Genomic DNA, 24,595 nt, shown 5'->3' on the forward strand with positions numbered 1-24,595 from the left:
TATATTTAAATGCTGTTTAAAATGTCAATTAATCTTTCAATCAGGGGAAAAATGCAATTTTCAAAATCAAGGTTATCATTGCTGATACTTACTCCGTCAAATCTTTTTTCGATGGATGGTTCTTCCACTTCTATACTTTCCTGAAATTCTGCATTAACAGAATCAAATAAAGTCTGAAATAACATTCCTTTATCCTCTGCACAGAATGAAACATATTTATCCATTGTTATGGTTCTTTCATGATAGTCCTCATCATAATCGTCATGAGTTGTATTTGTTTCGCTTCGTTGAATATTTCTGTAAATAGTAGCATCAGGAAACATTTCATAGAGGGTAAGGGCATTACAGGCTAATAAAAGACAATCGGTTTCAAATGAATCTCTATTTCCAAAACGATTGATTCGTTCTTTAAATCGGGCTAAATTATTCGGGTTGTATATTTTTTGCTCCATAAAGTCACCAATCCATTCACTTTGTTTTATTTCACGTAAATATTCAGGGGTATCTTCAGTTTCATCATCAATGAGCCACTCCGAGATCATTTCATACATCCAACACAGGTAGCTTTCCTGTTGTCTGTAATAGGGAACATCTGCAATGTGATACAAATATGAGCAGACGGATTGCAAAAGCTGTGTAGCCCGTTTATAATTAGGATTTTTAGATAATCGGTACAGTGGAATTATTGGAATATAATATAAAATAGCCCCTGTATTATATCTTTCTTCACTCAACAAATACGTTTTCTTTTTATCCTGTACCAAGCGAATTTTCTCCCAACTCTTTACCTTAATTTTTAACTGCTTTTTAAGATCTTCTAAGCCAAAAGCAATATTGTAAGGAAAACCTAAATGTTTTGACGGTGCAGGTGTGATTCCGTAATGTTCAGCCAATTCGGAAAGAGCTTGGTAAAAGTCCCTTTCCATTTTGCCTGCTTTCGTCCCATCCTGTAGGGATAGTGTGTCTTTCAGCTTAGGCAGAAACGAACATTTTAGAAAAGCATGGGCAGCATGGCTATCGGTACTGCTTTCATTTTGTCTTTCTGTATTTCGCCTGCATCCTTTGGTCTTTGTAACCAGTGGGCGAACTCTCCCAACTGTTTGTGCAGTTGCTTTTGTCTTTGCTGTTCGGGAAGCTGTATTTTCCCCGATATAATGTTTCGTTGCATACATCATAATTTAGTGATTTATATTGGGTAAATAGTGGTTGGATTTAAAGCTGATCTCTGAAAACCCAACCACAATAGTGTATCAGCCTTTCGTTCCCATTACACTTTCAAAACGGTATTCTACCGTATCATTCCTGATTTGTGGTGCAGATACTTTTGCAGTGGTTAAAATCGGATATGTATTGGCATAAAAATTCATGACCGCTTCAATGCTCCATTTAGGTTGGGGATCTGTTAATTTTATTTCCTGTCCGCTATCTTTCAGGATAAAAACTCTTTCTAATTGGGTTGCAAGTAACATAATTGTTGATTTTCTGATTTGACGTATTTTATTTTACTATTTTTCTGCCCTTCATCTTTAGTCTGATAATGGCTCTCGTTGGGCAATTTTCCATTGCCATTATCTGTTGTATAACTCTCTGTTTTCCTCTCATAGAAATTACCTGAAGTCTTATTCTACCTTTATCGTGCTGTAAGGTTGCTATAGGTTTCTATAATCATCATGGCTGTTGATTGATGGTTGTAGCGGGCGTTTCTTCCTGGCTGAAAAGATTATGCGCGAAGTGCTTTTCATATTCGTCCTGTTTTTTGCGGATAGTTTCAGCATAATCAGGATATTTCGAAGCCTTTGGAAGTGCTGACCATGCACCTTTGTAATTTCCTTCTTTTTCAAGCTCTTCGGCTTTTTGAAAAGCATCTTTGTACTTTTTCTCTTTGGCTTCCTTTTCTTTTTTCTCCTTATCAGATTTTTCTTTTTCCATCGCAGACTGCTTTTGAGCTGCTTCCAACTGCTTCATAAAGCTTTCCATATTGACCATTAATCCCGAAGCTTTCTGCAATGGCACTGAAACATTCTCAAAAAATCCGTTGTCTAATTCTTCTGCTGTTCCGCTTAGATTTAACGGCAGAATTAGGTTTTTCGCTTTATCCCCACACTGTTCGTTATTAAGCAGTACGGAAAGGACTAAGCTATTTTCATCTGCCTGTCGGAGTATTAATTGTAAGTCTCCGACAAGGTTTAATTTTGTGAGTTGTCTGAAAAAATTGGTTTGCATAATTTGTTAATTTGTAAGGTTGGTGTTGTTTTTTATAAGTTTTTCTAAGGGAAATTTTGCCGTCCAAAACTCTTCACTTGTATGTTTTCCTACCGCCTGATAATAGCCGAAACCGTTTGTTAAAACGTGAAATACCTGATAAGTAATCCTGTTTTCAGGTACGGATAGTTTTCCCCGTGTTTCTTCGTTCAGTTCCACAAAAGACCATATCCTATCCTCTAATAAATCTGTGGAATCGGGGCATATCTCATTATCATCTTTGAAAAAAGTAATAGATTGGTCACAGTACATCATTGAAATAAGCATATAATCATCCGAAAAGGGTTTGATGTTCTCCAACCTTTTTTGTTGTTCCTTTTTCCAGTCCTCCGAAATAAAAATGATAGCAAAGTCACAACAATCCCATTCACTATTGGTAATGGCTTTTATCATTAAATAAGGTGTTGGTATATCAGATCGTTTCATTTTTTTGATTTTTATGTTATGAATTATTCTTTTCGGAGATAAAGACTCCATTGATATAGTAGCCGATAAGTCTTTCCCAAAGACGTATGAGGCTGTTGGTATCTATATAATACTTTTCCGATCGGTTACAGTAAATTATGTATATAGGTACATCTGCGTACTCTTTATTATGGCTGTAGGCTTTTGCCAGTTTCTTGGCTTCGGTTTTTGATTTTGTTTTCATAGTCAGGGATTTTCATAGATGTATGTACCACTTGTTTTGAAAGGGTCTGCACCCTCAGTCAACCGGATTTCCTTGTTAAATTTCAGTGACAAGCTTCTTGCATAGTGTATCGCTGTTGTCCTGTCACAATGGATTTTGAGGTATATTGCAACCTGCTCCCATTCTGTTTTGTCGCTTCGGGATTTCATTTGAAAATTATATTGTGATTCCATAAGTTTTTTTTAAGATAATCTTGGGTTAATTATTAAAATGGCAAATCATCATCCGCATCCCCTGCAAAAGGGTTATTTATTTTCTCCTTTACATTTTGTTTCGGTTCGCTTTCAGAGTTTTTTCCGCCATCATGAAGCTTAATATCTGAAGTATGGAAGTTCAGCCCTGAACGGATTTCCCCATCCTTTCCTATCCATGCACTTGAGCTTATTCTTCCCGATAATTCTACCAGAGAACCTTTGGTAAGGATTTTGGCAACATTCGGGCTTATCCAGTACGAACAGTTACAATAGGTGGTCAGCTCTCTGCGTTCTCCCTGCTTGGTCTTGTAGCTGTCATTGATCGCTACTGAAAAGTTCACGACCTGTCTGTCGTTTTTCAATGTGTTGATTTCTGCATTTTTGGTAATTCTACCGATAATTGTGTTCATAATATTTTGTTTTAATTGTTAATGATTACTTTTTTCCAGCTGTAAAATTTCGAGTGATTTGATTCGGTATCGAGGACACTCGGCTTATTTCTTTTTACCTTTTCCAATGGGAAAAACAGTATTTATTTTTTTGTTTGATTATTCTTAATGTTAAAGAGCGACTGTTTGATTCGTATAACTGAGGTTCCGACTTTTTCTTTGCTAAATGACCATAGTACAGGTTCAGGCACTTAAAACCGAAATGGAAAGCATTGAAATAGAGGCTCCGAAATCTTTTTGTCCGAAGGATTCAGGAGTGTCTGGAAAAATTGTCGGAGCGAAGCGGAAAGAATTTTTGTAGAAACCCAAAAAGATTTTTTTAAGTGAATGATCCGTACTACATTTGCTACAGTAAAAAGTGAAAAACCACAGTTATATATAGGAATTGAATAGGTGATATTTAACCATAGAGTGATCTAAACCAATAATGAATAATTGGATTTTTCCTTGTGCTGATGTGATTTTGAAATCTATTTTCTTAAGGCAGTCATCAACATCCAGAACCGAAATTCTAAAAATTAACAGGCTTTATTAAAGGTTTTATATTTTTGTTAGTTGAAGAACCTGAAAAAGTTAAGTATATTAATCTAAAATTTTTTTCAACTCATGAAATTACCTCCTGAAATAGAAGACCATTATGTAAAAGAAGTTCTTTACAATAGATCTTTAGAAGATCTTCCGGGTGAAGAATGGAAATTGATTGAAGATTTTGAAGATTATATGATTTCTAATTATGGACGAGTGAAAAGCCTCGAACGGTGGTCCGTGTCAATGTTCGGAAGAGAACGTCTGCTTCCGGAGATGGTAATGAAGCCAGGGGTAACAAAACACTTTAATAAATACCTTGGTCAATATTTTTATAATATTCATTGCAGCATATCAAAGGGCGGCAAGAAAACCAGTAAGCCCTTAACCCGTTTAGTATATTATCATTTTATTGAAAAATTTGATATGCATGACCAACATATTTACATTGAGACTAAAGATCATAACAGGCTTCATATACACAGCAGTAATTTAAAGAAAGTTTCAGCCAGTGAAAGAAGTTTGAAAACCTTCCGTATGGATAGGGCTAAAAACAGGCATATTCTCTATCTTCAGCCTGTCAGTCAATATACGACCGAAGGAGATCATGTAGCTGATTTTGAAAGTTTCTATGCCGCAGAAAAAGCCTTTGGAATTGACGTTGAAGCCATTTATCATGCAATTATTCAGCAGACTTTAATTGCCGGGGCATACCGATGGTTTTTGCAAAGCGAACCACCCCAAAAACAAGACTTCATCATGACAGATACTTCAGGGAAATGGTTTAATGAAAAGCTGTGGGAAAGGCTGGGCAAACCTTCCATTAATAAAAGGAATCCACCTGCCTGCCTGAATCTTTCGACCGATGATATTCCAGACGAACAATGGATACCGGTACCGGGTTTTGAAGGACGATTTAGCATTTCTGATAAAGGAAGAATAAAAAGATGGGGCAGCTGGAATACTTTTGGGAAAAAAATTTTTCAAAAAGAGCGGATTCTCCCCCAGATTGTAGAATTTAAAACGGATACAATATATTCAATGAATGTTGTATTAGATGATCTACATGACAGTAAGAAGAAAACGCATATGGAAATTGCAAGGCTGCTTTATTATTGTTTCATCAAAAAATTTGATCTGAATGACAAAAAATCTGTTGTAATCAATAACAATAAGCCACAGTGGAAAATAGATCTTTCAAAGCTAATATTGCACTCTAATAAAGAAGTTCCAGAAGAAAATAAAATAAAATCAGTACGAATAGTACTAAATACAAAAAAAATATTTAATAATAACCTTTGGAAAAAACTGGATAAACCTAAAATTGATAAAAAGATTCCACCAGCGATTATGAACTTATCTCTAAAAGACCTTCCGAATGAACGCTGGGAACCACTCCCTGGTTATGAAGGAAAATATACTGTTTCCAGTAAAGGAAGAGTAAAAAGATTAAGCGGCTGGAAATTTGGAATTCATTTTTTTGCAGAAGAACAGATCCTGAATATTAATATAACGAAGGTTAAAGATACCCGATATCTTTGTTTTCGGTTACATGAGCAGGTTCGAAGAAGCTCACTGCAGCTTACCCGCATTCTTTATTATTGTTTCGTAGAAGAATTTGATTTGAATGACAAAAAACTGATTGTTATCAATCAAAATGAACCATTATGGGATATTAATACTTCTAAACTAAAATTAGTTTCCCTAAATTCGGTATTTAAGCCCATTAGAAACTAAATATTTTAGATCTTATGTTGCTTACCCATTTTGTTGCACTATTTTTAAGGCAGTTTACTTAAGCTATAATTGCAGATTTTTATACGGCAATTCTATTGTTCTTTTTTGTTTAATAATTGGGGATGCTTTATATTTGGAGGAAGCTGTAATGAAAGCTGATTACCATTCCCTATGTCTTTCATAAAAGGTAATGCACTTTTTAATGAAGATTTCCAATTGGTAATAGGTCGGTCTGAATTATTTTTCCAACCATTATTTACCCAGGTTTCATATTTTTCCTTTATATTAAAGTCTAATTGGGAGGTATAAGTTTCTAATGTCCGGGCATACTCTAAAAATTCTTCTACGCTAGGAATGTTTCTATTGTCAACAATGATAGGTAATACTTGTGGAAGCTGATTATTTGTTAGGCTTTCACCAGTATCCTGAATCGATAAAATAGACTCCGGCTGAATTTCCAAACCTTCCGGCTTTACAACGATGGATTTCATTTCCGCTTTTTTTTCATGAAAATTTTCACCATGAGTTATTACCAAAGGGTAATTTAATATCAGCCTGTAATGACACGGAGATTTACTTTTAGTTTTGTATTGAATCAAACCAAAGCTTCGGAGTTTTTCTTTTGTAGATTTTACCGTTTTCCGTGTTAACCGCAGGTTTTTACCAATAATAATGTCCGAAATCCTGAAATCATAACGATCTTTTTCATACCCTGTTTTCAGCAAATATAAATACATTGAAATTGCTGTTGAGCCAATAGACTTTCCTTGGTTAAATTCCCAAAATCGTTGTATGAGTTCCAGATAATACATCGCTTATTTTTTTCCGAAAAGTGCTAATGCTTTTTCCTTATCAATAATGATAATGTTACCGTTCTGAATGATAGCTTCATTTAGTATTCCCGAAGATTTTACCTCTGAAGCTTTTGAAACTGAACATCCAAGTATCTTTGCAAGACCTTTGAGTCCGTATTCATATCTTTTTTCAGCATTCAAGCCTCTTGAAATTTCCAGAAATTCTTCAATAGTGAGCTGCCAGATCGGGGTTTGGGGATCTATTTTTTTCATGGGTTATCTTGATTGAGTTTTATTTGCTTTAGAAATCCAATTTCTGGCAGCAGCCTGCCAGCATTTCATCGGTTTATTGCCAGATAATTTCCAATTCTTACAGTGATAGAAAGAATAAAACTGAGCTGCTTCCATATCAGAGATATCACGCTCCCTAAAGTATAATTCAATTTCATAATACATAGGTGGAGAAAAACAATCATGTTCCTCCGGCAATGATTTCTGTTTTTGAGCTGATCTGTTTTTAGTTATCTTATGATTTTCAAGATCAATCATTTCGATTAGGCTTCCTATATATGGATTATAGCTGGGCAAATAATTAATAAATCCTACAGTATTGAGTTTTCTTATACATTTATGATAAGTTCCCGTCGATTTGATCATACTTAGCTTCATGACTTCCTCCCGGTAAATACGAAAAGGGTTCTTAAACCCACTTCTGCCCCAAAGCTGGAAAAGGGCAACATACATACTGATATGAGAGGGATGTAACCTACTGTCTCCAATGACATGCTCAAAAAAATTGATGATATCTTTAGTCTTTTTCATGATTGCAGATTTACCGTTACTTTTTAATATCTGTCAGTAGTTTCTCGATGTCTTTGTAATTGTAATACAGCATCCCTCCTATTTTCCTGCAAGACAGGGTTCCGTTAATTCTCAGATTCTGCAGGGTTCCTGAAGAGATATTAAGCAGCTTTCTGACCTCAGAGGTGCGAAGCCATAGTTTCTGTTCTGTCGTTCTTGCCTGAAGCAGGTCTTTAATGCCTTCCAGCAGCTCGATTTTGAACTGCTGAAGGTCTTCTTTGGTGATAATGGATATTGCCATAATTTTATATTTTGTTTTATTTGGCAAATTTTGTTCATCACACACAATATTTTTCGGTAGCTTTTCGGTACTACCGAACGATTCTTCTAAAAAGCCTATGAATAAAGAATTCTCAAATTAATGGATTCCTGTTGTTATGTACAGTTTTGTAGAAATATGGAAAATAACTTCTATTCACCATTGTCAAGAGATAGTTTATTGAGAGTATTGTCAATAATTGTAGAAATTTGATTTTTAATATCTGACTTTTTAATAATTTCGTAAAAATTACTTAAGTTAAATTCAAATAGCTTTTCAATTCTATTGGAATCAATATAATCAGATCGTAAAGATATTATACCATAGTTTCTCAGAGAAAAGGCTACTTGCCTTCCTCTTTAAACTAGAAAAGAAACCGTAGAAAATGGTAAGATTATTTCGTGAAATATTTTTTTTGACTCTGGAATTTGAAGAAAGTATAAAAAAATAACATTAAAATAATTGTGAAAATTGGCAGAGAAAACAGAAAAATATTGTTTAAAATAAGATAATAGAGACTATTGACAGCAATTATTCTGTAGTTCAATTAAGAGAATCTTTGCCATTAAATACGGATTGCTTCTCTACTAGACATTAATTATTACTATTCTATTAAAAAAAACCTACAGCTTACGCACACTCTTCATTAATCATATTAGCAGGATTTAAAGAAAGAAACCACCTCAAAATGAGATGGTTTCAAAAAATATATTATAAAAATGTCTATTTAACAATCACTTTATAGGTAACTCCGTCGAGCAGTACAAAATAAACTCCTTTATAAGTATTTTCCAATACTATTACATTGGTATATTTAAAAGGATCTACAATTTTTTTAACGATACGTCCCATATTATCATAGACAACAGCATTATTAGTATTGGATAACTGATTTCCAATAAACTTAATTTCATTATTATTGATCGGATTTTCAACTAGTCTAATTTCTTTTTTAGGAAGATCCGAAACACTAGCCATCAGAGTTGGCATTGGATTGATAATTCCTAAATTACTACAGTCATCTTTGGTAATTACATCCCATTCACTGCTAACATAATTAATATTTCCTATCGTTGTATTTCTTCTTAACGTTTTGTCTAAAGCGAAGTTAGCACTGTTATTAAAAACACCAATAATATCTACGAGTTCAGAACCTTTAAATAAGCCTATAGGATCATTACCATTAAAGTTCAACACTGATGAAGTTGTGGATAAATTAGTGCTGGTTGGAGTACAAGGCGCTGCAATGTTACTGTTTACAATTACATATACCGAATTATTATTCAGTATACCCGATAAAGGCAGCCCCGTAGTCCAGGCTCCGGCTCCGTTTGTCTGCAATTTTAAGGTATAGTCGACCAGATTAACGCTTGTTCCTGTAGTATTGGCAATTTCAAGAGCTTTATTGAAACTCGAACCTTCAACATATTCCGAGAAGTGCAGTACATTCGGATTTCCCGGGGTAACGTCAAATGTTGTGAAAGTGAATACACCGGATTCTAGAGATTTGTTTCTGAAGGCATCTTCAGCTATTATTTTTACATTATAGGTAGTATTCGGGGTTAATCCCGCAAAATAGTAATTGTTAAGAGTTGTTACTCCATGTTTTACTCCATTGAGATAAACTGTATAGCCCACAACTCCCACATTATCGGTTGAAGCCGTCCATTCAATATTTGCCGAATGGGTTGCTATATTTGTCGTATGGATATTAATAACCTGAGTTGGTGCTACTGTGTCTATAGTAAGAGTAGAGGTCCAGATTTGATTAATGAATTCGGGATGATCTATAAAAGGGTTTCTGTTTCCCTGGTAGGTATATGATGCATTATTCCTATTAATTTCTCTCTGGGAAACCGGGTCCTTGCTATTCCAATATAAAAGCATATTAAGATACCATTCTTTGAATCCTCTGTCCGTTGAACCGTCTAACGGGCTTCCTGAGGTAGAATTGAAACCCGGCAGCTGGTTTTCATATCTTGTTACAAAGTATAACAGCATTCTCGCAATATCTCCTTTAAATTCATCTAACGGCTCAAATACTTTATCTGAATAACCCGGAAATGTATTATCCCCTCTTTTTGATCCATTTAATGAAATTTTTAAAGGATCAAAAACTTCACCATAGGGTAGATCAGAATGCATGGTGTTTACCCACCCGTCTGTCGGTACAATGAAATGAATATCATTTTTCATCGGACTCGCGGAATAGAAAAAACTTTGAGGCAGTAAATGTTCTCTGTTATAACAATCCCCTTCTACCTGAAAACCTCCGGAACCGCATTGACTTGTACTGTATTGAAATGTATAAGGATCTGTTCCACTAGGGTTTTCAGAATAAAAATCCAGGATCGTATTATCATTTTCATAAGTATCATCCCTGTCTGTGGTCCCGTATGCTGTCCACAGTTGGTTATATCCCTTGTCGAGATGACCTCCGGTAATAATCTGGCTCAGTTTTGTTTTTAATGGGTATCCTGTTAATCCTGCCGTTCCGTCATAATATCCAAGAGGAATCTGTGCAAAAGCTTCTATGCAGGAAAAGCATAAGAACGCAAATAATAGTTTTTTTATCATATGTGTGAATTTTCGTCAAAGATAATATATTTTAGAATTGAGTTGGGGATTAATGTATGTCAATTAAATCCAGCTCAATAAGGATAAAAACCTATCAACACTACCTTTCTCTTCAATTTTTACACGTTTATGAACACGTATTCTGAACAGGTATTATTTTATTTCTGAACCTAACAAAGACAATATATTACCTTAAGAATATGCCCATTCAATAATCTGTTTAAGTGCTTTTTTAACTTTCTGCTGATCACTTTTCTTCTTAACATCAATCCCATGAAAGGCCGATTCACTTGTGTGGGCATGTACGGTAAGATAATTAATACCACCCATCAAAATAGCCTCTATAGCCTTGATGTTTTTGTCTTTATCTTTGGAATGTTTATCTTCAATTTTGTCGAATAACTGATTTCTAGCTTTCTCACGCTTTTGTGCAAGTTCTTGTAATGATTGTAAGTTTTTACCATTTATTTCCCATGCTGTAACTCCACGCATTTCTCCGCTTTTTAGAAGACTGTCAAATTGTTTCTCCAGCAGTTGATACCTTATATCTTTTCCTAAATTCAGTTTGTGTTTTTTTGTAATGTTATCAAGCTCTTCCTCACTAGCATCCCAAAAATCCCTGGTATTAAGATATTCCTGTATCAGCTCATCTACCCCTCCGAAATATTCATAAATCAACTTTTTGTCCCGCTTTGCATATCTGGCAATATTTACAATTGTAATCTGCGAAAACCCTTCTTTTTCTATAATTTCACCAATGGAATTGATCAGTTCCTTTTTTGTAAGTGCCTTATTTCTAATAGGACCTTCGGTAATTTTTCTTGTCATCATGTTTTATTTATGTCCACATTAGATGCAATTTTTATACCCTCCTAGTTCTCATTCACAATAATTCGTGATGTTTTCTCCCAAATATGGAAACAATGATTTGAAAAAATAGAATTACTTGAAGAAAACAATAAGTTCTATTAGGACAAACAAAAAGCCAGGAATAAACTCCTGGCAAAAAAATTATCAAAATTTGAAAAAATAGGAATGATTATGAATGAAAAAATTTATATCCAAATATATAGAATTATTACTGACAGAAAAAGCGTAATAGGACATTGCTGTATAACAGTAACTAAATACAAGTAAACACTAAATAATATCCATATAAATTTTAATTATGATGGATACTTAAGCAACAAAATATAACTTCAATTTTTAAAACCTAGAATAGGACTTGTTAATTATTCTCATTTTTGTTAATTTAATAGATATGTTTATGTTTTTAAAAGTTCATTCATGCTATTTGAATAGCAAGCTTTCTTATTTCAAGTCTTGTCCAGCCTTCTTCTAGCTTATAAGTAGATGACCGTTCATTATTTTCTAAAAAACATTCTAAATTCACCACAATTCCCCCAACCTATTTTCCTTTTCCAGCTCCTTATATGTTTTTGCCATTTCATTAATTGTAACAACTTATAAATATAAGGTTTCCTATATAGTTAGATTAGCTAGGTTCAATAACGAAAAGGAATATAATGCCACTATTATATAAATAAACCTTTTCCGGAAGAATTCGAAGCTGTAACCAGCCACAGCTTTCATCAGGACATTTAGCTATCTTTTCTATAATCATTAAATGAGCAGCTTACTAGTTTGGGTAAAGAAGTTCAAGGATCTATCTTGCTTTATAAAAAAAGACATCCTATCTATGCATCACTGTCAAGAAACAGCTGGTTTAAATTATCATTCAATAATTGCAGAAATTTTGTTCTCCCGTTTTTTCGGCTTTTGATCTCTCCTATTGTTTTGTAAGAATTGCCTAAATCAAGTTCAAACAGTTTTTCAGTTGCTTTAACGATCTCACTGAATTCAATATTTCCTCCGTTGAAGCATTGTGTCTGATGAAGCGCATACAGCAGTTCTATGAGTGAAACTTTTGATGCCGACCAGACCAGTGGGAATTTGGAAGAATAATTCCCTGCAGAAAGCTGACCGATTGTATTGATTATGTTTAATATATATACTTCCAAATCTTCATTAGCCATGATCTGTGCAATTTTAAGGTCATGGGAGCTCGTGAAGTTTTCATCAAAGTTATAGAGATCGGATGAGAGTTCCATTTTAAGGTCATAAGACCTGCGGACAAAATATTTATGGTCAAGATAAGTAGCATTCCGGCGGTAATAGGTGTAAAAATCCCTGTTTTCTGAATAATAGTTTTTTAGTTTTGAAAGCTCATTCTCATAATATTTCCTAAGCTCTTTCTGCCCTGCATTGGGTCTTGATGTTTCTATACTCAGTATTTTTGAGTAGTAAATAAACTTTGAAATAAATAATGGTTTTAGATTTTTAAAGAAATATGCTTCCTCTGCAACACTTTCAAAAACCACCTCAGTCATTGAAATCTTGATCTCACGAATGGTTTCATCAATTTTAATAAGTGATTTTTCGGCTGTTTCAACAATAGATAACTGCTCTTTTGAAATGATGTCAAGTTCCCGGTTTAAGCTTATCCCCAGTTTTTCGATTTTTCTAAAAAATGTTTTTGTAATCATATCTTTTTTTAGAAAATTTACAAAAATCCCATTAATCAACTGAATTTCAACCACTCCCAACCTCTTCCTTCCTTTTTCGAATAAAATCTTTGGGTCTGATTCCGTTAATCTCAAAAAACAGATCTGAAAAACTCTGGCGGGTAGAAATACCGCATTCTTCAGCTAGTGCCTCAATATTATAGTTAAGATATTTCTGGTTCGAATATAAGAGCTCTGTAATATAGTTGATCCTCAGCTCTCCAATATAATGATTAAAATTCATTCCCTTAGTTTCATTAATGAATGTCGAAATATAGTAGGTGTTGGTTTTTAGCATTGAGGCTAATTTATTCTGTGTCAAACCTTTTTGGGTGAACTCATGATTCTTTTCAAATGAACTTAATTTCTCAAAGAGTTCATTACTAATTTCAGGGGTAAGAATCATTTTCTTAGGCTCAATACTATGAATAAAACTTTCTGTCTGAGCCTTGTTTACCCAACCTGCAGAATCAAATTTATCTTGCAGCGCTTTGTATTTGATCAGAATATTCTGCTCTTTACGGTAATGCAGAATAAATAGAAGCAAAAAAATAAAAGCCAAAATGCAAAATATAATCGTTAATACCGTCCTGTTAAAATTAGTCTGCTCCAGGTATTCTTTTTCATCCAACAAGGACTGCCGGTCATATTCTTTATGTATTTTAGAAGACAAATACGTAAAATCTTTAGAAATTAAACTGTCTGCTTTTAATAATTGCTTCGTATAATACAGTTCTTTATCAATATTCTTTTTTTTCTTGTAATAATTGATAAGAAATTCATAATTACTTCTTATTCGCGGTACTACAAAATGATGCTTATTAAAGATCGAATCTACTTTCTGAAAGCTTTTGATCGCTTTTTCCTGATCATTTTTCATTTGGCTTCTTCCAAGGTAGAAATAAATAATAGAAACCCATTCAAAATCTCCAACCTTAATTATTGCCGGCAGTGATTGGTTGAGGTATAAAATAGCACCATCATAATTATCATGATAAAAGTTTAAAATCCCCTTGGACTTTAAGAAATAGCTTTTTTCCAACAAAAAGTCATTACTTTCATTAGCTTTTGATAGACCAATGTTAACAATACTGTCTGATCTGCTGTACTGTTCATCATTTTTATAACATACGCTAATCTGATGCAGACTGTTCAGATATCCTCTTTTGTTATTATATATTTCATTAGGGTGAAGCGGATCCTTAGTTTTTTGTTCAAAAAAAGCGATGCAGTCATTAAAATGCTCTATCGCCTCCCTATAGTATCCTAAATAATTTTTCACAACTCCCAGATGATAAAGTATCTTATGTTTGAGATATTCGTCTTTTGTATTTTTTGCATACTGATATGCTTTTACATATTCATCTAATGCCGGTTTAAATTTTATAAAATTGAAATAATAAATAATTCCTTTGCCTAAATAAGCAATACTGATCAGGTCATTATCCCCGGAACGTAAAGCAGCATATATAGTACTGTCAGCATAAACCAGTTTCTTTTGTTCTGAAGGGGTAAAAAGCACCGCATCCCTGTATCCCTGTACAAGCTTAGCGAAATTAGCCTCATTCTTAGCTTTTCTAATATACTGATTAACATAGGGAAGAGCTCGGATATCATTCTTCTCTAAGTCTTCATAATGCTTTCTTATATCCGCATAATCCGGTTTTTCAGATGCCAGTAAGCAGGTGAATGGGAACAAAATTAAAAAAACAAAGGACATATTTCTGAGGATTGTCATAATTATCTCTTTAAAAAACCGAATTCTATCAAAATTAAACAAATTATGTTAAAAATTATTGATTAAAAATTAACAATTCACTAATAAGAGATAAAAAATTATGAATCCCCATGAATAAACATTTATCTCATGATAATATATGTCAAAATTTTTAAATTTTGACGTCGGGATTTTTAAATCACACCCACAAACTTTTTTTTCAGGCTCTTTTGCTCTATACCTTTGACCCAGGAATTCCAATAAAAACTCGGCCGGGATAAATTTAAAAATCTAATTATCATGAAAAAGTTTATCTCAATAACAACAATTTTATTATGTCTTCTATGTATTTATTCTTGCAGAGAATCAGAAGACGCAGTGATCTATCCTGATATTCAAAGTTTGAATAAAAAGCAGAAAACAGAAAGCACTGCATTTAAAAATAAAGATTCTTTAAATGTTCCGGATAATGAAAAAGATCCACCTATAAAAGATGGACACGACTGGAAAGTGAAATCTGACGCCATACAATAATAATGATGATTCCGTCATGGCAACCTGCACAAAATTACTCACCCAGATCTCAGGTTCATCCTGCCCTGTCAGTGGAATTTGGGAAAGTATAGGACATTTTAAAACAACATGCCTTATTGCAAAAGGATATCAGATGCCGGATTATTGCGGTAAAAAAATCAAATGGAAACTGATTCAGATATGCTGAGAACAAAACAAAATTATTATCATGAAAAATTTCATCAAAAAGATTCCCGATATTGCTGCTTATTTCTTTATTCTCTTATTCTGCTATGCAGCTATTAGCAAACTAACTGATTTTGAAAATTTTCAGGTACAGATTGCCCAGTCCCCCCTACTCACTGCTTTTGCAGGATTTACCTCATACGGTGTCATTATTTTGGAAATCATCATCGTTTTCTTATTACTGATTCCAAGACTTAAACTCATTGGGTTATATGCTTCACTGGGCTTAATGACAGCCTTTACGATCTATATTTATCTTATTCTGAATTACAGTGATTTTGTTCCGTGCTCCTGTGGGGGTATTCTGGAGAAAATGGGCTGGACAGAACATCTTTTTTTTAATATAGGATGTGTGCTTATGGCTGGCTTTTCAATTTGGCTTATGAAGTACTATTTACATGATGAACAAAATGAAAAGGACAGAAACCGCCGAAGCGTATTTTTACAGAATGCAGGTATGATATTACTTGTTTGCAGTGTAAGTTCCGCAGTTGTCATTGCTTTGTTTTTCTCCTCTGAACATATCATTAAAAAAGAAAATAATTTTACAAGACGCTTTCAACCCCATCCTGTATACAATGAAAAAGCCATTGATCTAGGGTCCAATACATTCTACTTTGCAGGAAATAGTACTGATAGCATTTTTCTGGGAAACCGGGAAGCTCCGTTGATTATGGCTACTATCCTTCCTGATTTTAAAGTTCCGGATATTGATACCTTAACACTTAACGACTACCGTTATCCATTCAAAAATGTGGAACTGAATATAATATACCCTTATTACAGTCTGGCAGACGGAACGGTGCCTATATTGTATGAAGGCGTATTCCCTAATAAAAGGGCTAATAAAACCGACATTGGGTCACTTTACTTTTCTAAAATAAAAATGACAGGTCCCCATCATTACATCATTAAAACAACCTTAGCGGCCAACCGTGAAGGAGCTCTCGGAGTTTTAAACAGTATAACCGGCGTATCACAACTCAATACATCCATTTTAGAAAAACAGATTGATGGACTCTTTGATACTGATGGGGATTTCAGGGTAGAAACTGCCAGAAAGAGAATGATCTATACCTATTATTACCGTAATGAATATATCACGACCGATTTACAGTTAAAAAGTAAGACAACAGGGCATACTATAGACACTATTCGTAAAGCCCAAATCCATTTAAAAGATATGGCTGCAGGAAGCCGAAAAATGACTGCACCACCCCTTGAGGTTAATCAAATGCAGGCTGTACATTCTTCTACCCTATTTAATATCTCAAAACTTCGCGGGCGCTATGAATCAAAAAACAGATGGAAAGAAGCTGAGGTTATTGATGTTTATGATTATGAATCTAAAACATACCAATTCAGCTTTTATATCTATCACCATGATAATCAAAAAATAAGGGATATGCTTCTTACTAAAAGTCATCTCTATATATTGAGTGGTAATCAACTGATACGCTATCAACGTCGATAAAATCCTTAGGCCAACAGGAACAGGGGATACCGAAAACCTGAATAACAGAGTAGGTACAATTTTACAAAATCTTATTTTATGAAAAAATTCATTTTACCTGTCTTCGTGATGCTGATCGGAGCAGGGGCTGCCTTCGCAGGCCAACATGCGAAGAAGAATGAAAGTACTTTAGTGAACAGACAGGGGTACATCTTTAATCAGAATACCAACCGCTGTGATCCGGTGAAAATGTGCTCCACTGATCCCGGACCAATCTGTACCGTTAACGGATTACCAACCGGACAGCAGGTTTTCGGAACTTCCGGCCCTGATGTAGAACATCCACTGACATGTGAGGTTACCCTTCGCAGAATTCAGTAATATTAAAAAGAGCTCCCTTTATTTCAAGGGAGCTTTCGTTTTAACAGGCTGTATCCATTCTGGTGCAGGCTTTCCTTTTAAAAAGTGCTCCATCCACTGCCACGTCCTTATATTCAGATCCCGGCTCGACCCGGAACCGATCATGCTATGCCCCTCCATCGGGTATTCTAATAAGACAGCTTCTTTCCCAAGTCTTTTCAGTCCAAGAAAATAAGCTCTTGTCTGCGCCGGCGATACATTATCATCTTTCAAACCACTCCACAGCATAATGGGGGATACTGATTCCTTCAGATAATAAAGTGGAGATTGCTTGATATATTGGTCCCACTTTTCGAAAGGACTCCCATTGAGTGCAAACTGCTCATTTTCGATCCTGGCATAGTTGGGCTGACGTAACACGTCTGAATTGCTAAAAGTCATGGAAACCAGATCGGCAATCATCACCCCAACACTCCCCGTTTTAAAGAGTTTAGTCTTTGATAGAGCCAAAGCCGTTTCATAGCCCCCAAAAGACATTCCCAGTACGGCTATATTCGTATAATCAATAGAAGCTTTACCAAGAGCCGCCTTAACACTTGCCTCTAAAGAACTAAGCATTGCTTCCGGTACATTGCCTTTTTGGTACTGCAGATCCGGCAACAAGACGAAATAGCCGTGGGTGACATAATGCCGGAAATTAAAACCATCTTCTGCTCTTAGATCAGGAACGCTGTAATACAGGATATCCTTCGATTTATTTTCATAAATATTAACGAGCATTGGATAGGATTTTGAGGCATCATAGCCGACAGGATACAGAAGAACAGCGTTACTGGTTCCTAAAGCCGTTGTATACTGAAACAGCTCCATTTTAACATCAGGCACCTTATCTTTTATAAACATCTTGTTATCAAAAATTATCCGGTTCGCATTTTCAGCAAGCCTGATCACCTGAAGAGGCCGCTGATAGGACTCGGAAACAGCAAATAAGTTATGATCTGTTTTAATGAGTTCTGTGAAGTTGGAATCGTTGTACACCCATGTTTTTAGTTTTTTGTTCAATAAGGCAAAGCCTGAATGATAATCTTTCTCACCAAACATTTTGAGAAGTATCCCTTTTTTGAGATCAACAGGCCCGGCAACATGATTTTGATTAATACTTTGACCTTCAGGATGAATAGCGCTGTACTTAATGTGATTTTTTTCACCATCAGTCAGTCTTTCTGAATGATGTTTTTTAAGGTCAACCAGGAAAAGGTCATAGGCTCCTGAAACAATAATTTTTGAGGGCTGAGCCGTCGGGATTATTTCAGCAATGGGGGTATCGGTCTGCCCCAAATACCGATCACTGCCCCACTTCTGTCCTTTACTCTCTAAAAGCTGATGCTTCTGAAGGGTTTTTACATGATAGCACCACCATTCCGCATTTTGAAAAAAGATCAATACCTGTTCTGGCTCATCCCAGTAATAATTTCCTTTGGCAATACGAAGCTTCCCAAGATCATTAATACTCTCACCATAACTGCGTACCATCTGTATGTTCAGTAGTGGATTACTCTGATTTTCTATGATATCTTCATCATTGTCATAGATTAAAAAGTCTCCCTTCTCTCCAAGCATGATCTGGGCGATATTTCCGGACTCCCCGGGCTTCCATGTCCATATCCGTTCTTTCAGATCATACATACCCAAAACCGGCAGTTGATAAGCAGCCCTGCCACTCTTTAGGGTGTATGAAATAATAACATCCGCTTTTCCACGTTCTTTTTCGGGCTGCTTTTTTGAAAGCGGAACAAAAAGGTACCGGTGATCATTCACTTTCATTTCATTCCATGAATGCCCAGCTGCTATAAATCCCTGAGGCATTTCCACAGGTATTTCCTGAAGGACTAAACCCTTTTTCGAGGATACATACAGCTTCCCTCCTTCCCCATGGGCGGCGTAGGCATAGAGGGTATCTCCATAGGCTCTAAGCCATGAAATACTTCCGCTCACTGAAAATGGGCGGAAATACTCCCTGCCTGTATCAAGGTCTGTTATGCTTATCTGATTACCTGAACTATACATCGCAAAAGACTGGTCTTTACTGATTTCAAACATTTCTACACCGCTGCGCGACCATTTCATCACTCCCTTTTCGGTGTAACATGAGAGGGTTTTCATGGCTGTACTGTATAAAAGGACGGAAATCTTATTTTTTGTCTTTAGGATTTTAACTTCCCCATTTCCCTGTATCTCCTTTACTGCTTTCGTTTGCACATTCATAAAAGACACCTTCCCAAGACTTTGAATGAGCATATCTTTTTCAGTCAGAAAAATATACTCATTCCCTTTTATAATGCTGTCTGTCTTTTTTGAGGCCGTATGATACAGCTTATAATCATTTTTCCCGTACTGATTGGAATCATTCAGTACAATATATTCACCCAAAGGGTTGATGGCCATGACAGCCGTTGTAAACAACGTTGCATAATACTCCTCAGTCTTTTTCACTTCTGTACTATCCTGTCCATTGCCCATCAGGGAACAAAAGCACATAATCATCACTAACCATCTAATAGCCATCATTCTGAGGTTTAAGGTTAGGGTTTCTTAAGAGTTCCTGCTCGGGAATTGGTAAAAATTGATAATAGCTTTTCCACGAAGGTTTTTGTGCCTGCATGGTCTGATCGAGTACCCCAAAATGGCTGAGATCATACAACCGGTGTCCGAATTCTGTAAAGAGCTCATATTTTCTTTCTCTTACAATAGCGGCAAGAAGCTCAGCCTGCCCCAAGTTGGACAGCACCGGAAGACCAGCACGACCCCGGATTTTGTTGAGATCACTCAATCCCATATTCAATTCATTTTTACGGGTATAGGCCTCGGAGCGTATGAGGCAGAGTTCTTCTACCCTGAGGATAACCGAATATTCTGCTGAAGAGGAGGTAATGGAAGATTGTTTGTATTTAAAAGGATAATAGTAGGTTGTATTCTGCGAATCTTGGACTTCTCCCACCCATTGAGTTCTTCGCTGATCACCACTTTCAAAACCATTTACAAATACAGGAGAGAGTGCTACCCTTGCCGGAGGGGCCGTTTGTAAGATAAAGAAGTTCCCTTCATTGGTAGGATAGGTCGAATCATAAGGCATCAGCTGCCAGATGGCACTGGAACTGCTCATTAAAAATGTTTTGTCCAGGTCTGTTTCGGGTGCATAATCGCTGCGGGACAGCACCAGGCTGCTGTACTCAAGGGCCGCATTCCAGTCTTTTTGATAATAGGCCAACCGTGCAAGCAGGGCATACGCTGCCATTTTTGTTGGCCTGACCCTGCTCCCTTTCGGTAATGCATTGGGAAGCTCTTCTACAGCCTGCAACAGATCTTCTCTGACTTTAGCATAGACCGCTGCCTGGGATTCACGGCTGACATGACTGTTGATTTCATAATCGGTTACTTTGATGTAAGGAACCCCACCATAGGTATTGGTAAGATAAAGATGCAGTATGGCCCTCAAAAAAAGAGCCTCCCCGCTTAACCTGGCTTTTACGGAAGCACTGATATTGGGAGAATGCTCGAGTCCCTCGATCACAGAATTGATATAATACACCTGTTTATAAGTGACCGTCCACAGGTTACCCACTGTTTGTGTTAAAGCATTGTGGGTAAGGGTATAGAACTGGGAGGTGTCGCTTCCTGCCGGGGCATACGACGACAGTTCATCGGTATAGCAGCTTACATAGCTTTGTGCTCCACCGGATGATCCGGAGAGAAAACCGGATTCTTCCAGGGAGCGGTAAATTCCGGCCATGGCCGCCTGGGCCAGTGCTTCATCTTTAAAGACCATATCCCGTGTGATCTGGTCCTCCGGCAGATCAACCTCGGTAAACCGGGAACATGCAGAGAACAGAACGGCCATCCCGAGTATAATACCTATACTTATATTTTTATGTTTCATTTTTTTTATTTTTTATTTTTTATTTTCATTTTTTATTCTCTTATTCTTTTATTCTTTACAGGTTAATAGGTCATACTGATCCCCAGTGAGATCACCCGTAGTGGGCTGACATAGCCTGCCAGGTTGAATTCGGGATTAATGCCTTTGTAATTGGATAGGGTGAGTATGTTCTGACCTTGTAAGAAGATTGTTGTATTAAGTCTTTTATTGGATTCATTAGGTACGCTATAGCTTAGGGATATATTCTTAAGGCGCAGGGTAAAGGTATCGGATACGGTAGCGTCACTTTCCATAAAAAGGGAATTGGCGGTCAAGGCCTCATGATCATATCCGGCGGAAGGTTTCTGAAACTGGGCACCGGGATTCTCAGGAGTCCAGTAATCGAGATAGGCCAGTGATTTATTGCCCATCAGCCCTACATAGCCTTCACTGGCATATATATTGGAAATGTTCTGACGGGAGAGCTGGATCAGCATATTAAAAGACCAGTTTTTATACTGCAGGTTATTTTGGATTCCGCCGTACCAATACTGCTTAAGCTCTTTGGTGATTTGTTTGTCATCGGAGTTGATGACTCCGTCTTTGTTAAAATCTTCAAAGGTATATAGACCTGTCACCGGATCGATCCCGTTATAGCGGTACAGCTTACGCAGGGATGTTGACCTGCCGATTTCAAAGTAGTTCTTATAGGAGGAGTTTTCAAGATCGGGAAAGCTCAGCAGGCGGTCCTTGGGAAAGGTGATATTGAAACCTAAAGACCATTTCCAGTTCTCTGTGTTGAGGAGGCCGGCCTGTACGACCACTTCTGTTCCGGTATTGAGGATGGTGGCATCCATATTCCCCAGCACGGAAGGAAAGCCGGTGGTGGCGGGAAGTGTAATTCCCAGTAATTGGTTGCCTCCGGTATTTCGGTACCATGCAGCACTTACAAACAGGCGGTCTTTAAATAATGACCACTCGAGGGCAGTTTCGAGTTTTCGGGTCACTTCCCATCCGAAATCTTTATTGTAGAGCCTGTTAGGAAGCATTCCGGTATAACCGTTATAAGTACCGCCGGTGGAAGAATAGGTATCAAAGAATTGGTAATCCCCGATCTGATCGTTTCCGGTCACTCCATAACTTGCTCTTAATTTCCCCAGCGTTAGCCAGCTTCTGTCTTTCAGGAAGTTTTCTTTGGAAAAAAGCCAGGCCACCCCTACGGCTCCGAAATTGGCAAAGCGCCTGTCGGGTCCAAAGCGGCTGGACCCATCCCTTCTTCCGGAAAGGTTGATAAAATAACGGTCTTTGAGTCCGTAATTCAGCCGGGCATAGACGGCCTGATACCTATAGGTGAACTGATAGGCATTTTCAACGGTAACGCTGGCTGCGGAAGAGAGGTTATAGATCAGTTCATCGGAGGGAAAATTCCTGCCCATGAGGGTCAGGTTTTCAGACCTTTGGTCCTGAAAGGTAGCGCCAACCAGAGCGGTCCAGTGGTGGGCACCTGTCTTTTTATCGTAGTTAAGCTGAGGCTCCACGATCCAGCTTTTATTGAGCATGGAGGCTTTTCGAAGGACAGAACGCTCACTGCCGATGTGATAGGCAGGATCATAGTAGGTCTTGGGATAGATCTGCTGCTCTTTGGTTTCGTTATGGACATAGCCTGTATTAAGGTTGATGCTGAGCCCTGAGCCCAGTTTATAGTTTAAAACGACATTGGCACTGAGGTTTTCATTTTTTGAGGTATAGGTCCTGGTGGCAGCAGCCATGGGATTTTGGAAGGTGCTGTTTTCCCAATTCAGAACACCATCTCTATACAGGTCGGGAGCATTGGGGCTCAGTGAGGCATAGACCTGGTTAAAGTCGCGTGGCGGAAGTACGTTATCCTGCGTGGCATAATAAGCGGTGAAGGTCAGTTTAAATTTACGGTCGGTACTGGTGTGCTCCATATTGGCATTGAAGCCGTTTTTCTTATAACGGTAGTCCCCGGGAAAAACGGTGGTTTCTTCATTATGGGAACCTGCCAGTGAAAAGCTGGTATGCTCTCCGCCTCCGGATACACCGAGCTGAACATTGGAATACTCTGCTCTGTTTCCGACAAAGTATTTCTGCCAGTTGGTGGATGTATTAGGATCCCAGATCCCATTGATATCATATTCGTAAGAGGGATAGTCTGAGATCCCGTCATTGCTGAAGGCAAGTTTTCTCATCCTGATATACTCCTCTGCGGACATCATTTTGGGAAGGTGGGCAAACTGCCCGATTCCCCAGGAACTACTCAGCTTAGCGGTGGTTTTGCCTTTACTTCCTTTCTTGGTGGTAACCAGGATGACTCCATTAGCACCTCTTGATCCATAAATGGAGGTTGCATCAGCATCTTTCAAGACTTCAATGGAGGCAATATCGTCGGGATTGATGAAATTAAGGGGATTGGTATCGCCATAGGGAAGAACGCCATCAGAAAGTCCTGATTTGTATTCATTCAGGGAGGGAACGGGAACACCATCGATCACATACAATGGGCTGTTGCCGTCAAGCCCCGTGGTCTGGTAGGTCCGTAAGCTGTTCCTGCCCCGGATCCTGACATCAAACCCGCCACCTGGTGTTCCTGTATTCTGAACAATATCCACTCCTGCCATTCTGCCTGCAATAGCCGACAGCACATTATTTACAGGCTGGTTTTTGATGTCTTTGGCAGTGACCCTGGCAATACTCCCGGTACTCTCCCGCTCTTTGACTTTATAATAGCCGGCATTGAGCACTACTTCACCAACACTGGTGGTTTTACCAGCTAAAGACAAGGAGACATTAAGAATTGATTTTTCTTTAACGGAAATCCTCTGCTCCTCATAGTCCGGACGACGGAAAATGAGAACTGGATTGTCTCCCGTGGTTTGAAGCTGATAATGGCCGTTTGTCGTCGTAGTGATAGTTTGATCACTACCCTCCTGTGAGACTAAGACCCCTTTAAGAGGCTTCTCTCCGTATGTTACCCTGCCCGAGAGGGTTCTGGTTTGCGCATGTGTATAAGAACACACCACACTCAGCATAAAGGCAGAACAAATGCCTCCTATGCCGGTATAGGATTTTTTCATAACTTTGAAAAGGTTTAATTCGTTAAACTTCTTTGCTCTTTCCCTCCTAAGCAGTCAACTTATGGGAAGGAGCTTTTTTATGGAATAAAATGGAGTGGGTATGTTCTAGGAGGAGTCGTAATAAAGGTTTAATGATTTCATGATGTCGGTTTTATAGTTAATTTGTGTTTTGTAAAAATCCCGGATGCCCTCTAAGCGTCGGTACTTAGAAGGCACCGGGAAAATTAACATGAATGTAAAAAGGCTATCCCTAAAAGCATTTCTGCCGCAATGGCTGCGCAACCAATGTACCGTGTCGTGCGTACTTTATATTTTGGAAGATTTAGCTTAGAATGTTGAGAATACCGAAAATAAAACGGCGTGGGAACTCTACATTATCTGACTT

At 37.3% G+C, this 24,595-nt stretch carries 24 protein-coding genes; 6 read left to right on the top strand and 18 right to left on the bottom strand.

Going from position 1 to position 24,595, the window contains the following annotated elements; translation table 11 throughout:
- Positions 1–5: 5 nt before the first annotated feature.
- The 7 genes from DRF65_RS16450 to DRF65_RS16480 form a co-directional block, all read right to left on the bottom strand.
- Positions 6–1,175, bottom strand: coding sequence for a hypothetical protein (locus DRF65_RS16450; RefSeq protein ID WP_115971855.1), 1,170 nt, complete (start codon positions 1,173–1,175; stop codon positions 6–8).
- Between the two features lie 75 nt (positions 1,176–1,250).
- Entirely contained in the window at positions 1,251–1,469 is a 219-nt protein-coding gene (locus DRF65_RS16455; protein ID WP_115971856.1) for a PRTRC system protein C, read from the bottom strand.
- A 199-nt stretch (positions 1,470–1,668) separates the two neighbouring features.
- Complete coding sequence (locus tag DRF65_RS16460) at positions 1,669–2,223, bottom strand: PRTRC system protein E (protein ID WP_115971857.1); 555 nt, start codon at positions 2,221–2,223, stop codon at positions 1,669–1,671.
- Positions 2,224–2,229: 6 nt separating this feature from the next.
- A complete protein-coding gene (locus DRF65_RS16465) occupies positions 2,230–2,688 on the bottom strand; it encodes a hypothetical protein (RefSeq protein WP_115971898.1) in 459 nt (152 codons plus the stop codon).
- Positions 2,689–2,704: 16 nt separating this feature from the next.
- A complete protein-coding gene (locus tag DRF65_RS16470) occupies positions 2,705–2,911 on the bottom strand; it encodes a DNA-binding protein (RefSeq protein ID WP_115971858.1) in 207 nt (68 codons plus the stop codon).
- Positions 2,912–2,913: 2 nt separating this feature from the next.
- Positions 2,914–3,123, bottom strand: coding sequence for a hypothetical protein (locus tag DRF65_RS16475; RefSeq protein WP_115971859.1), 210 nt, complete (start codon positions 3,121–3,123; stop codon positions 2,914–2,916).
- A 32-nt stretch (positions 3,124–3,155) separates the two neighbouring features.
- A complete protein-coding gene (locus DRF65_RS16480) occupies positions 3,156–3,554 on the bottom strand; it encodes a single-stranded DNA-binding protein (RefSeq protein ID WP_115971860.1) in 399 nt (132 codons plus the stop codon).
- A gap of 645 nt (positions 3,555–4,199) precedes the next feature.
- On the opposite strand from DRF65_RS16480, the gene DRF65_RS16485 reads away from it, so the two are divergent.
- Positions 4,200–5,855: an NUMOD4 domain-containing protein gene (locus DRF65_RS16485; RefSeq protein WP_115971861.1), complete on the top strand. Its 1,656-nt coding sequence runs from the start codon at positions 4,200–4,202 to the stop codon at positions 5,853–5,855.
- Between the two features lie 92 nt (positions 5,856–5,947).
- Here the strand turns inward: DRF65_RS16485 and DRF65_RS16490 are convergent, their stop codons facing one another.
- From DRF65_RS16490 to DRF65_RS16505, 4 genes are all read right to left on the bottom strand, one after another.
- The gene (locus DRF65_RS16490) at positions 5,948–6,592 is read right to left on the bottom strand and encodes a hypothetical protein (RefSeq protein ID WP_228438754.1); all 645 of its coding nucleotides are present in this window, start codon (positions 6,590–6,592) and stop codon (positions 5,948–5,950) included.
- Positions 6,593–6,670: 78 nt separating this feature from the next.
- On the bottom strand, positions 6,671–6,922 hold the full coding sequence (locus DRF65_RS16495; protein ID WP_115971863.1) for a DUF3853 family protein: 252 nt from the start codon (positions 6,920–6,922) through the stop codon (positions 6,671–6,673).
- A 3-nt stretch (positions 6,923–6,925) separates the two neighbouring features.
- Complete coding sequence (locus DRF65_RS16500) at positions 6,926–7,471, bottom strand: hypothetical protein (protein ID WP_115971864.1); 546 nt, start codon at positions 7,469–7,471, stop codon at positions 6,926–6,928.
- 16 nt (positions 7,472–7,487) lie between these two features.
- Entirely contained in the window at positions 7,488–7,751 is a 264-nt protein-coding gene (locus DRF65_RS16505; protein ID WP_115971865.1) for a helix-turn-helix domain-containing protein, read from the bottom strand.
- A 286-nt stretch (positions 7,752–8,037) separates the two neighbouring features.
- On the opposite strand from DRF65_RS16505, the gene DRF65_RS29275 reads away from it, so the two are divergent.
- Positions 8,038–8,151, top strand: coding sequence for a plasmid mobilization protein (locus DRF65_RS29275; protein WP_394337820.1), 114 nt, complete (start codon positions 8,038–8,040; stop codon positions 8,149–8,151).
- 341 nt (positions 8,152–8,492) lie between these two features.
- Here DRF65_RS29275 and DRF65_RS16510 read toward each other — a convergent pair whose 3' ends face one another.
- The 4 genes from DRF65_RS16510 to DRF65_RS16525 all read right to left on the bottom strand — a co-directional run bounded on the left by DRF65_RS16510 (position 8,493) and on the right by DRF65_RS16525 (position 14,648).
- Complete coding sequence (locus DRF65_RS16510) at positions 8,493–10,346, bottom strand: endonuclease (protein WP_115971866.1); 1,854 nt, start codon at positions 10,344–10,346, stop codon at positions 8,493–8,495.
- A gap of 192 nt (positions 10,347–10,538) precedes the next feature.
- Positions 10,539–11,177 (bottom strand): TetR/AcrR family transcriptional regulator, encoded by a 639-nt coding sequence (locus DRF65_RS16515; RefSeq protein WP_123947369.1) that lies wholly within the window; start codon positions 11,175–11,177, stop codon positions 10,539–10,541.
- Positions 11,178–12,043: 866 nt separating this feature from the next.
- On the bottom strand, positions 12,044–12,892 hold the full coding sequence (locus tag DRF65_RS16520) for an RteC domain-containing protein (RefSeq protein ID WP_115971899.1): 849 nt from the start codon (positions 12,890–12,892) through the stop codon (positions 12,044–12,046).
- Between the two features lie 46 nt (positions 12,893–12,938).
- Complete coding sequence (locus tag DRF65_RS16525) at positions 12,939–14,648, bottom strand: helix-turn-helix domain-containing protein (protein ID WP_115971868.1); 1,710 nt, start codon at positions 14,646–14,648, stop codon at positions 12,939–12,941.
- A gap of 279 nt (positions 14,649–14,927) precedes the next feature.
- Between DRF65_RS16525 and DRF65_RS16530 the strand changes: the two genes are divergently transcribed.
- The 4 genes from DRF65_RS16530 to DRF65_RS16540 all read left to right on the top strand — a co-directional run bounded on the left by DRF65_RS16530 (position 14,928) and on the right by DRF65_RS16540 (position 17,220).
- Positions 14,928–15,161 carry a hypothetical protein gene (locus tag DRF65_RS16530; protein WP_115971869.1) on the top strand — a complete coding sequence of 78 codons (234 nt, stop codon included), beginning with the start codon at positions 14,928–14,930 and terminating at the stop codon, positions 15,159–15,161.
- Between the two features lie 16 nt (positions 15,162–15,177).
- Entirely contained in the window at positions 15,178–15,348 is a 171-nt protein-coding gene (locus tag DRF65_RS28495) for a hypothetical protein (protein ID WP_165852246.1), read from the top strand.
- Between the two features lie 21 nt (positions 15,349–15,369).
- Positions 15,370–16,860 (top strand): MauE/DoxX family redox-associated membrane protein, encoded by a 1,491-nt coding sequence (locus DRF65_RS16535; protein ID WP_115971870.1) that lies wholly within the window; start codon positions 15,370–15,372, stop codon positions 16,858–16,860.
- Between the two features lie 78 nt (positions 16,861–16,938).
- The gene (locus tag DRF65_RS16540) at positions 16,939–17,220 is read left to right on the top strand and encodes a DUF6520 family protein (protein ID WP_115971871.1); all 282 of its coding nucleotides are present in this window, start codon (positions 16,939–16,941) and stop codon (positions 17,218–17,220) included.
- An 18-nt stretch (positions 17,221–17,238) separates the two neighbouring features.
- On the opposite strand, the gene DRF65_RS16545 is transcribed toward DRF65_RS16540, so the two are convergent.
- The 3 genes from DRF65_RS16545 to DRF65_RS16555 all read right to left on the bottom strand — a co-directional run bounded on the left by DRF65_RS16545 (position 17,239) and on the right by DRF65_RS16555 (position 24,210).
- Positions 17,239–19,767 (bottom strand): alpha/beta hydrolase family protein, encoded by a 2,529-nt coding sequence (locus DRF65_RS16545; protein WP_115971872.1) that lies wholly within the window; start codon positions 19,765–19,767, stop codon positions 17,239–17,241.
- Entirely contained in the window at positions 19,754–21,136 is a 1,383-nt protein-coding gene (locus tag DRF65_RS16550) for a RagB/SusD family nutrient uptake outer membrane protein (protein ID WP_115971873.1), read from the bottom strand. Before DRF65_RS16550 ends, DRF65_RS16545 begins: the two co-directional genes overlap by 14 nt.
- A 62-nt stretch (positions 21,137–21,198) precedes the next feature.
- Positions 21,199–24,210, bottom strand: a complete 3,012-nt coding sequence (locus DRF65_RS16555) for a SusC/RagA family TonB-linked outer membrane protein (protein ID WP_115971874.1) — start codon at positions 24,208–24,210, stop codon at positions 21,199–21,201.
- Between the last annotated feature and the right edge of the window lie 385 nt (positions 24,211–24,595).

The sequence above is a fragment of the Chryseobacterium pennae genome (assembly GCF_003385515.1).
Classification (GTDB): Bacteria; Bacteroidota; Bacteroidia; order Flavobacteriales; family Weeksellaceae; genus Chryseobacterium; species Chryseobacterium pennae.

Excerpts from the sequence above, each read along its gene's own strand:
- DRF65_RS16450 (WP_115971855.1), bottom strand. The coding sequence starts at position 1,175 with ATGATGTATGCAACGAAACATTATATCGGGGAAAATACAGCTTCCCGA.
- DRF65_RS16455 (WP_115971856.1), bottom strand. The coding sequence starts at position 1,469 with ATGTTACTTGCAACCCAATTAGAAAGAGTTTTTATCCTGAAAGATAGC.
- DRF65_RS16460 (WP_115971857.1), bottom strand. The coding sequence starts at position 2,223 with ATGCAAACCAATTTTTTCAGACAACTCACAAAATTAAACCTTGTCGGA.
- DRF65_RS16465 (WP_115971898.1), bottom strand. The coding sequence starts at position 2,688 with ATGAAACGATCTGATATACCAACACCTTATTTAATGATAAAAGCCATT.
- DRF65_RS16470 (WP_115971858.1), bottom strand. The coding sequence starts at position 2,911 with ATGAAAACAAAATCAAAAACCGAAGCCAAGAAACTGGCAAAAGCCTAC.
- DRF65_RS16475 (WP_115971859.1), bottom strand. The coding sequence starts at position 3,123 with ATGGAATCACAATATAATTTTCAAATGAAATCCCGAAGCGACAAAACA.
- DRF65_RS16480 (WP_115971860.1), bottom strand. The coding sequence starts at position 3,554 with ATGAACACAATTATCGGTAGAATTACCAAAAATGCAGAAATCAACACA.
- DRF65_RS16485 (WP_115971861.1), top strand. The coding sequence starts at position 4,200 with ATGAAATTACCTCCTGAAATAGAAGACCATTATGTAAAAGAAGTTCTT.
- DRF65_RS16490 (WP_228438754.1), bottom strand. The coding sequence starts at position 6,592 with ATGTATTTATATTTGCTGAAAACAGGGTATGAAAAAGATCGTTATGAT.
- DRF65_RS16495 (WP_115971863.1), bottom strand. The coding sequence starts at position 6,922 with ATGAAAAAAATAGATCCCCAAACCCCGATCTGGCAGCTCACTATTGAA.
- DRF65_RS16500 (WP_115971864.1), bottom strand. The coding sequence starts at position 7,471 with ATGAAAAAGACTAAAGATATCATCAATTTTTTTGAGCATGTCATTGGA.
- DRF65_RS16505 (WP_115971865.1), bottom strand. The coding sequence starts at position 7,751 with ATGGCAATATCCATTATCACCAAAGAAGACCTTCAGCAGTTCAAAATC.
- DRF65_RS16510 (WP_115971866.1), bottom strand. The coding sequence starts at position 10,346 with ATGATAAAAAAACTATTATTTGCGTTCTTATGCTTTTCCTGCATAGAA.
- DRF65_RS16515 (WP_123947369.1), bottom strand. The coding sequence starts at position 11,177 with ATGATGACAAGAAAAATTACCGAAGGTCCTATTAGAAATAAGGCACTT.
- DRF65_RS16520 (WP_115971899.1), bottom strand. The coding sequence starts at position 12,892 with ATGATTACAAAAACATTTTTTAGAAAAATCGAAAAACTGGGGATAAGC.
- DRF65_RS16525 (WP_115971868.1), bottom strand. The coding sequence starts at position 14,648 with ATGACAATCCTCAGAAATATGTCCTTTGTTTTTTTAATTTTGTTCCCA.
- DRF65_RS16530 (WP_115971869.1), top strand. The coding sequence starts at position 14,928 with ATGAAAAAGTTTATCTCAATAACAACAATTTTATTATGTCTTCTATGT.
- DRF65_RS28495 (WP_165852246.1), top strand. The coding sequence starts at position 15,178 with ATGGCAACCTGCACAAAATTACTCACCCAGATCTCAGGTTCATCCTGC.
- DRF65_RS16535 (WP_115971870.1), top strand. The coding sequence starts at position 15,370 with ATGAAAAATTTCATCAAAAAGATTCCCGATATTGCTGCTTATTTCTTT.
- DRF65_RS16540 (WP_115971871.1), top strand. The coding sequence starts at position 16,939 with ATGAAAAAATTCATTTTACCTGTCTTCGTGATGCTGATCGGAGCAGGG.
- DRF65_RS16545 (WP_115971872.1), bottom strand. The coding sequence starts at position 19,767 with ATGATGGCTATTAGATGGTTAGTGATGATTATGTGCTTTTGTTCCCTG.
- DRF65_RS16550 (WP_115971873.1), bottom strand. The coding sequence starts at position 21,136 with ATGAAACATAAAAATATAAGTATAGGTATTATACTCGGGATGGCCGTT.
- DRF65_RS16555 (WP_115971874.1), bottom strand. The coding sequence starts at position 24,210 with ATGAAAAAATCCTATACCGGCATAGGAGGCATTTGTTCTGCCTTTATG.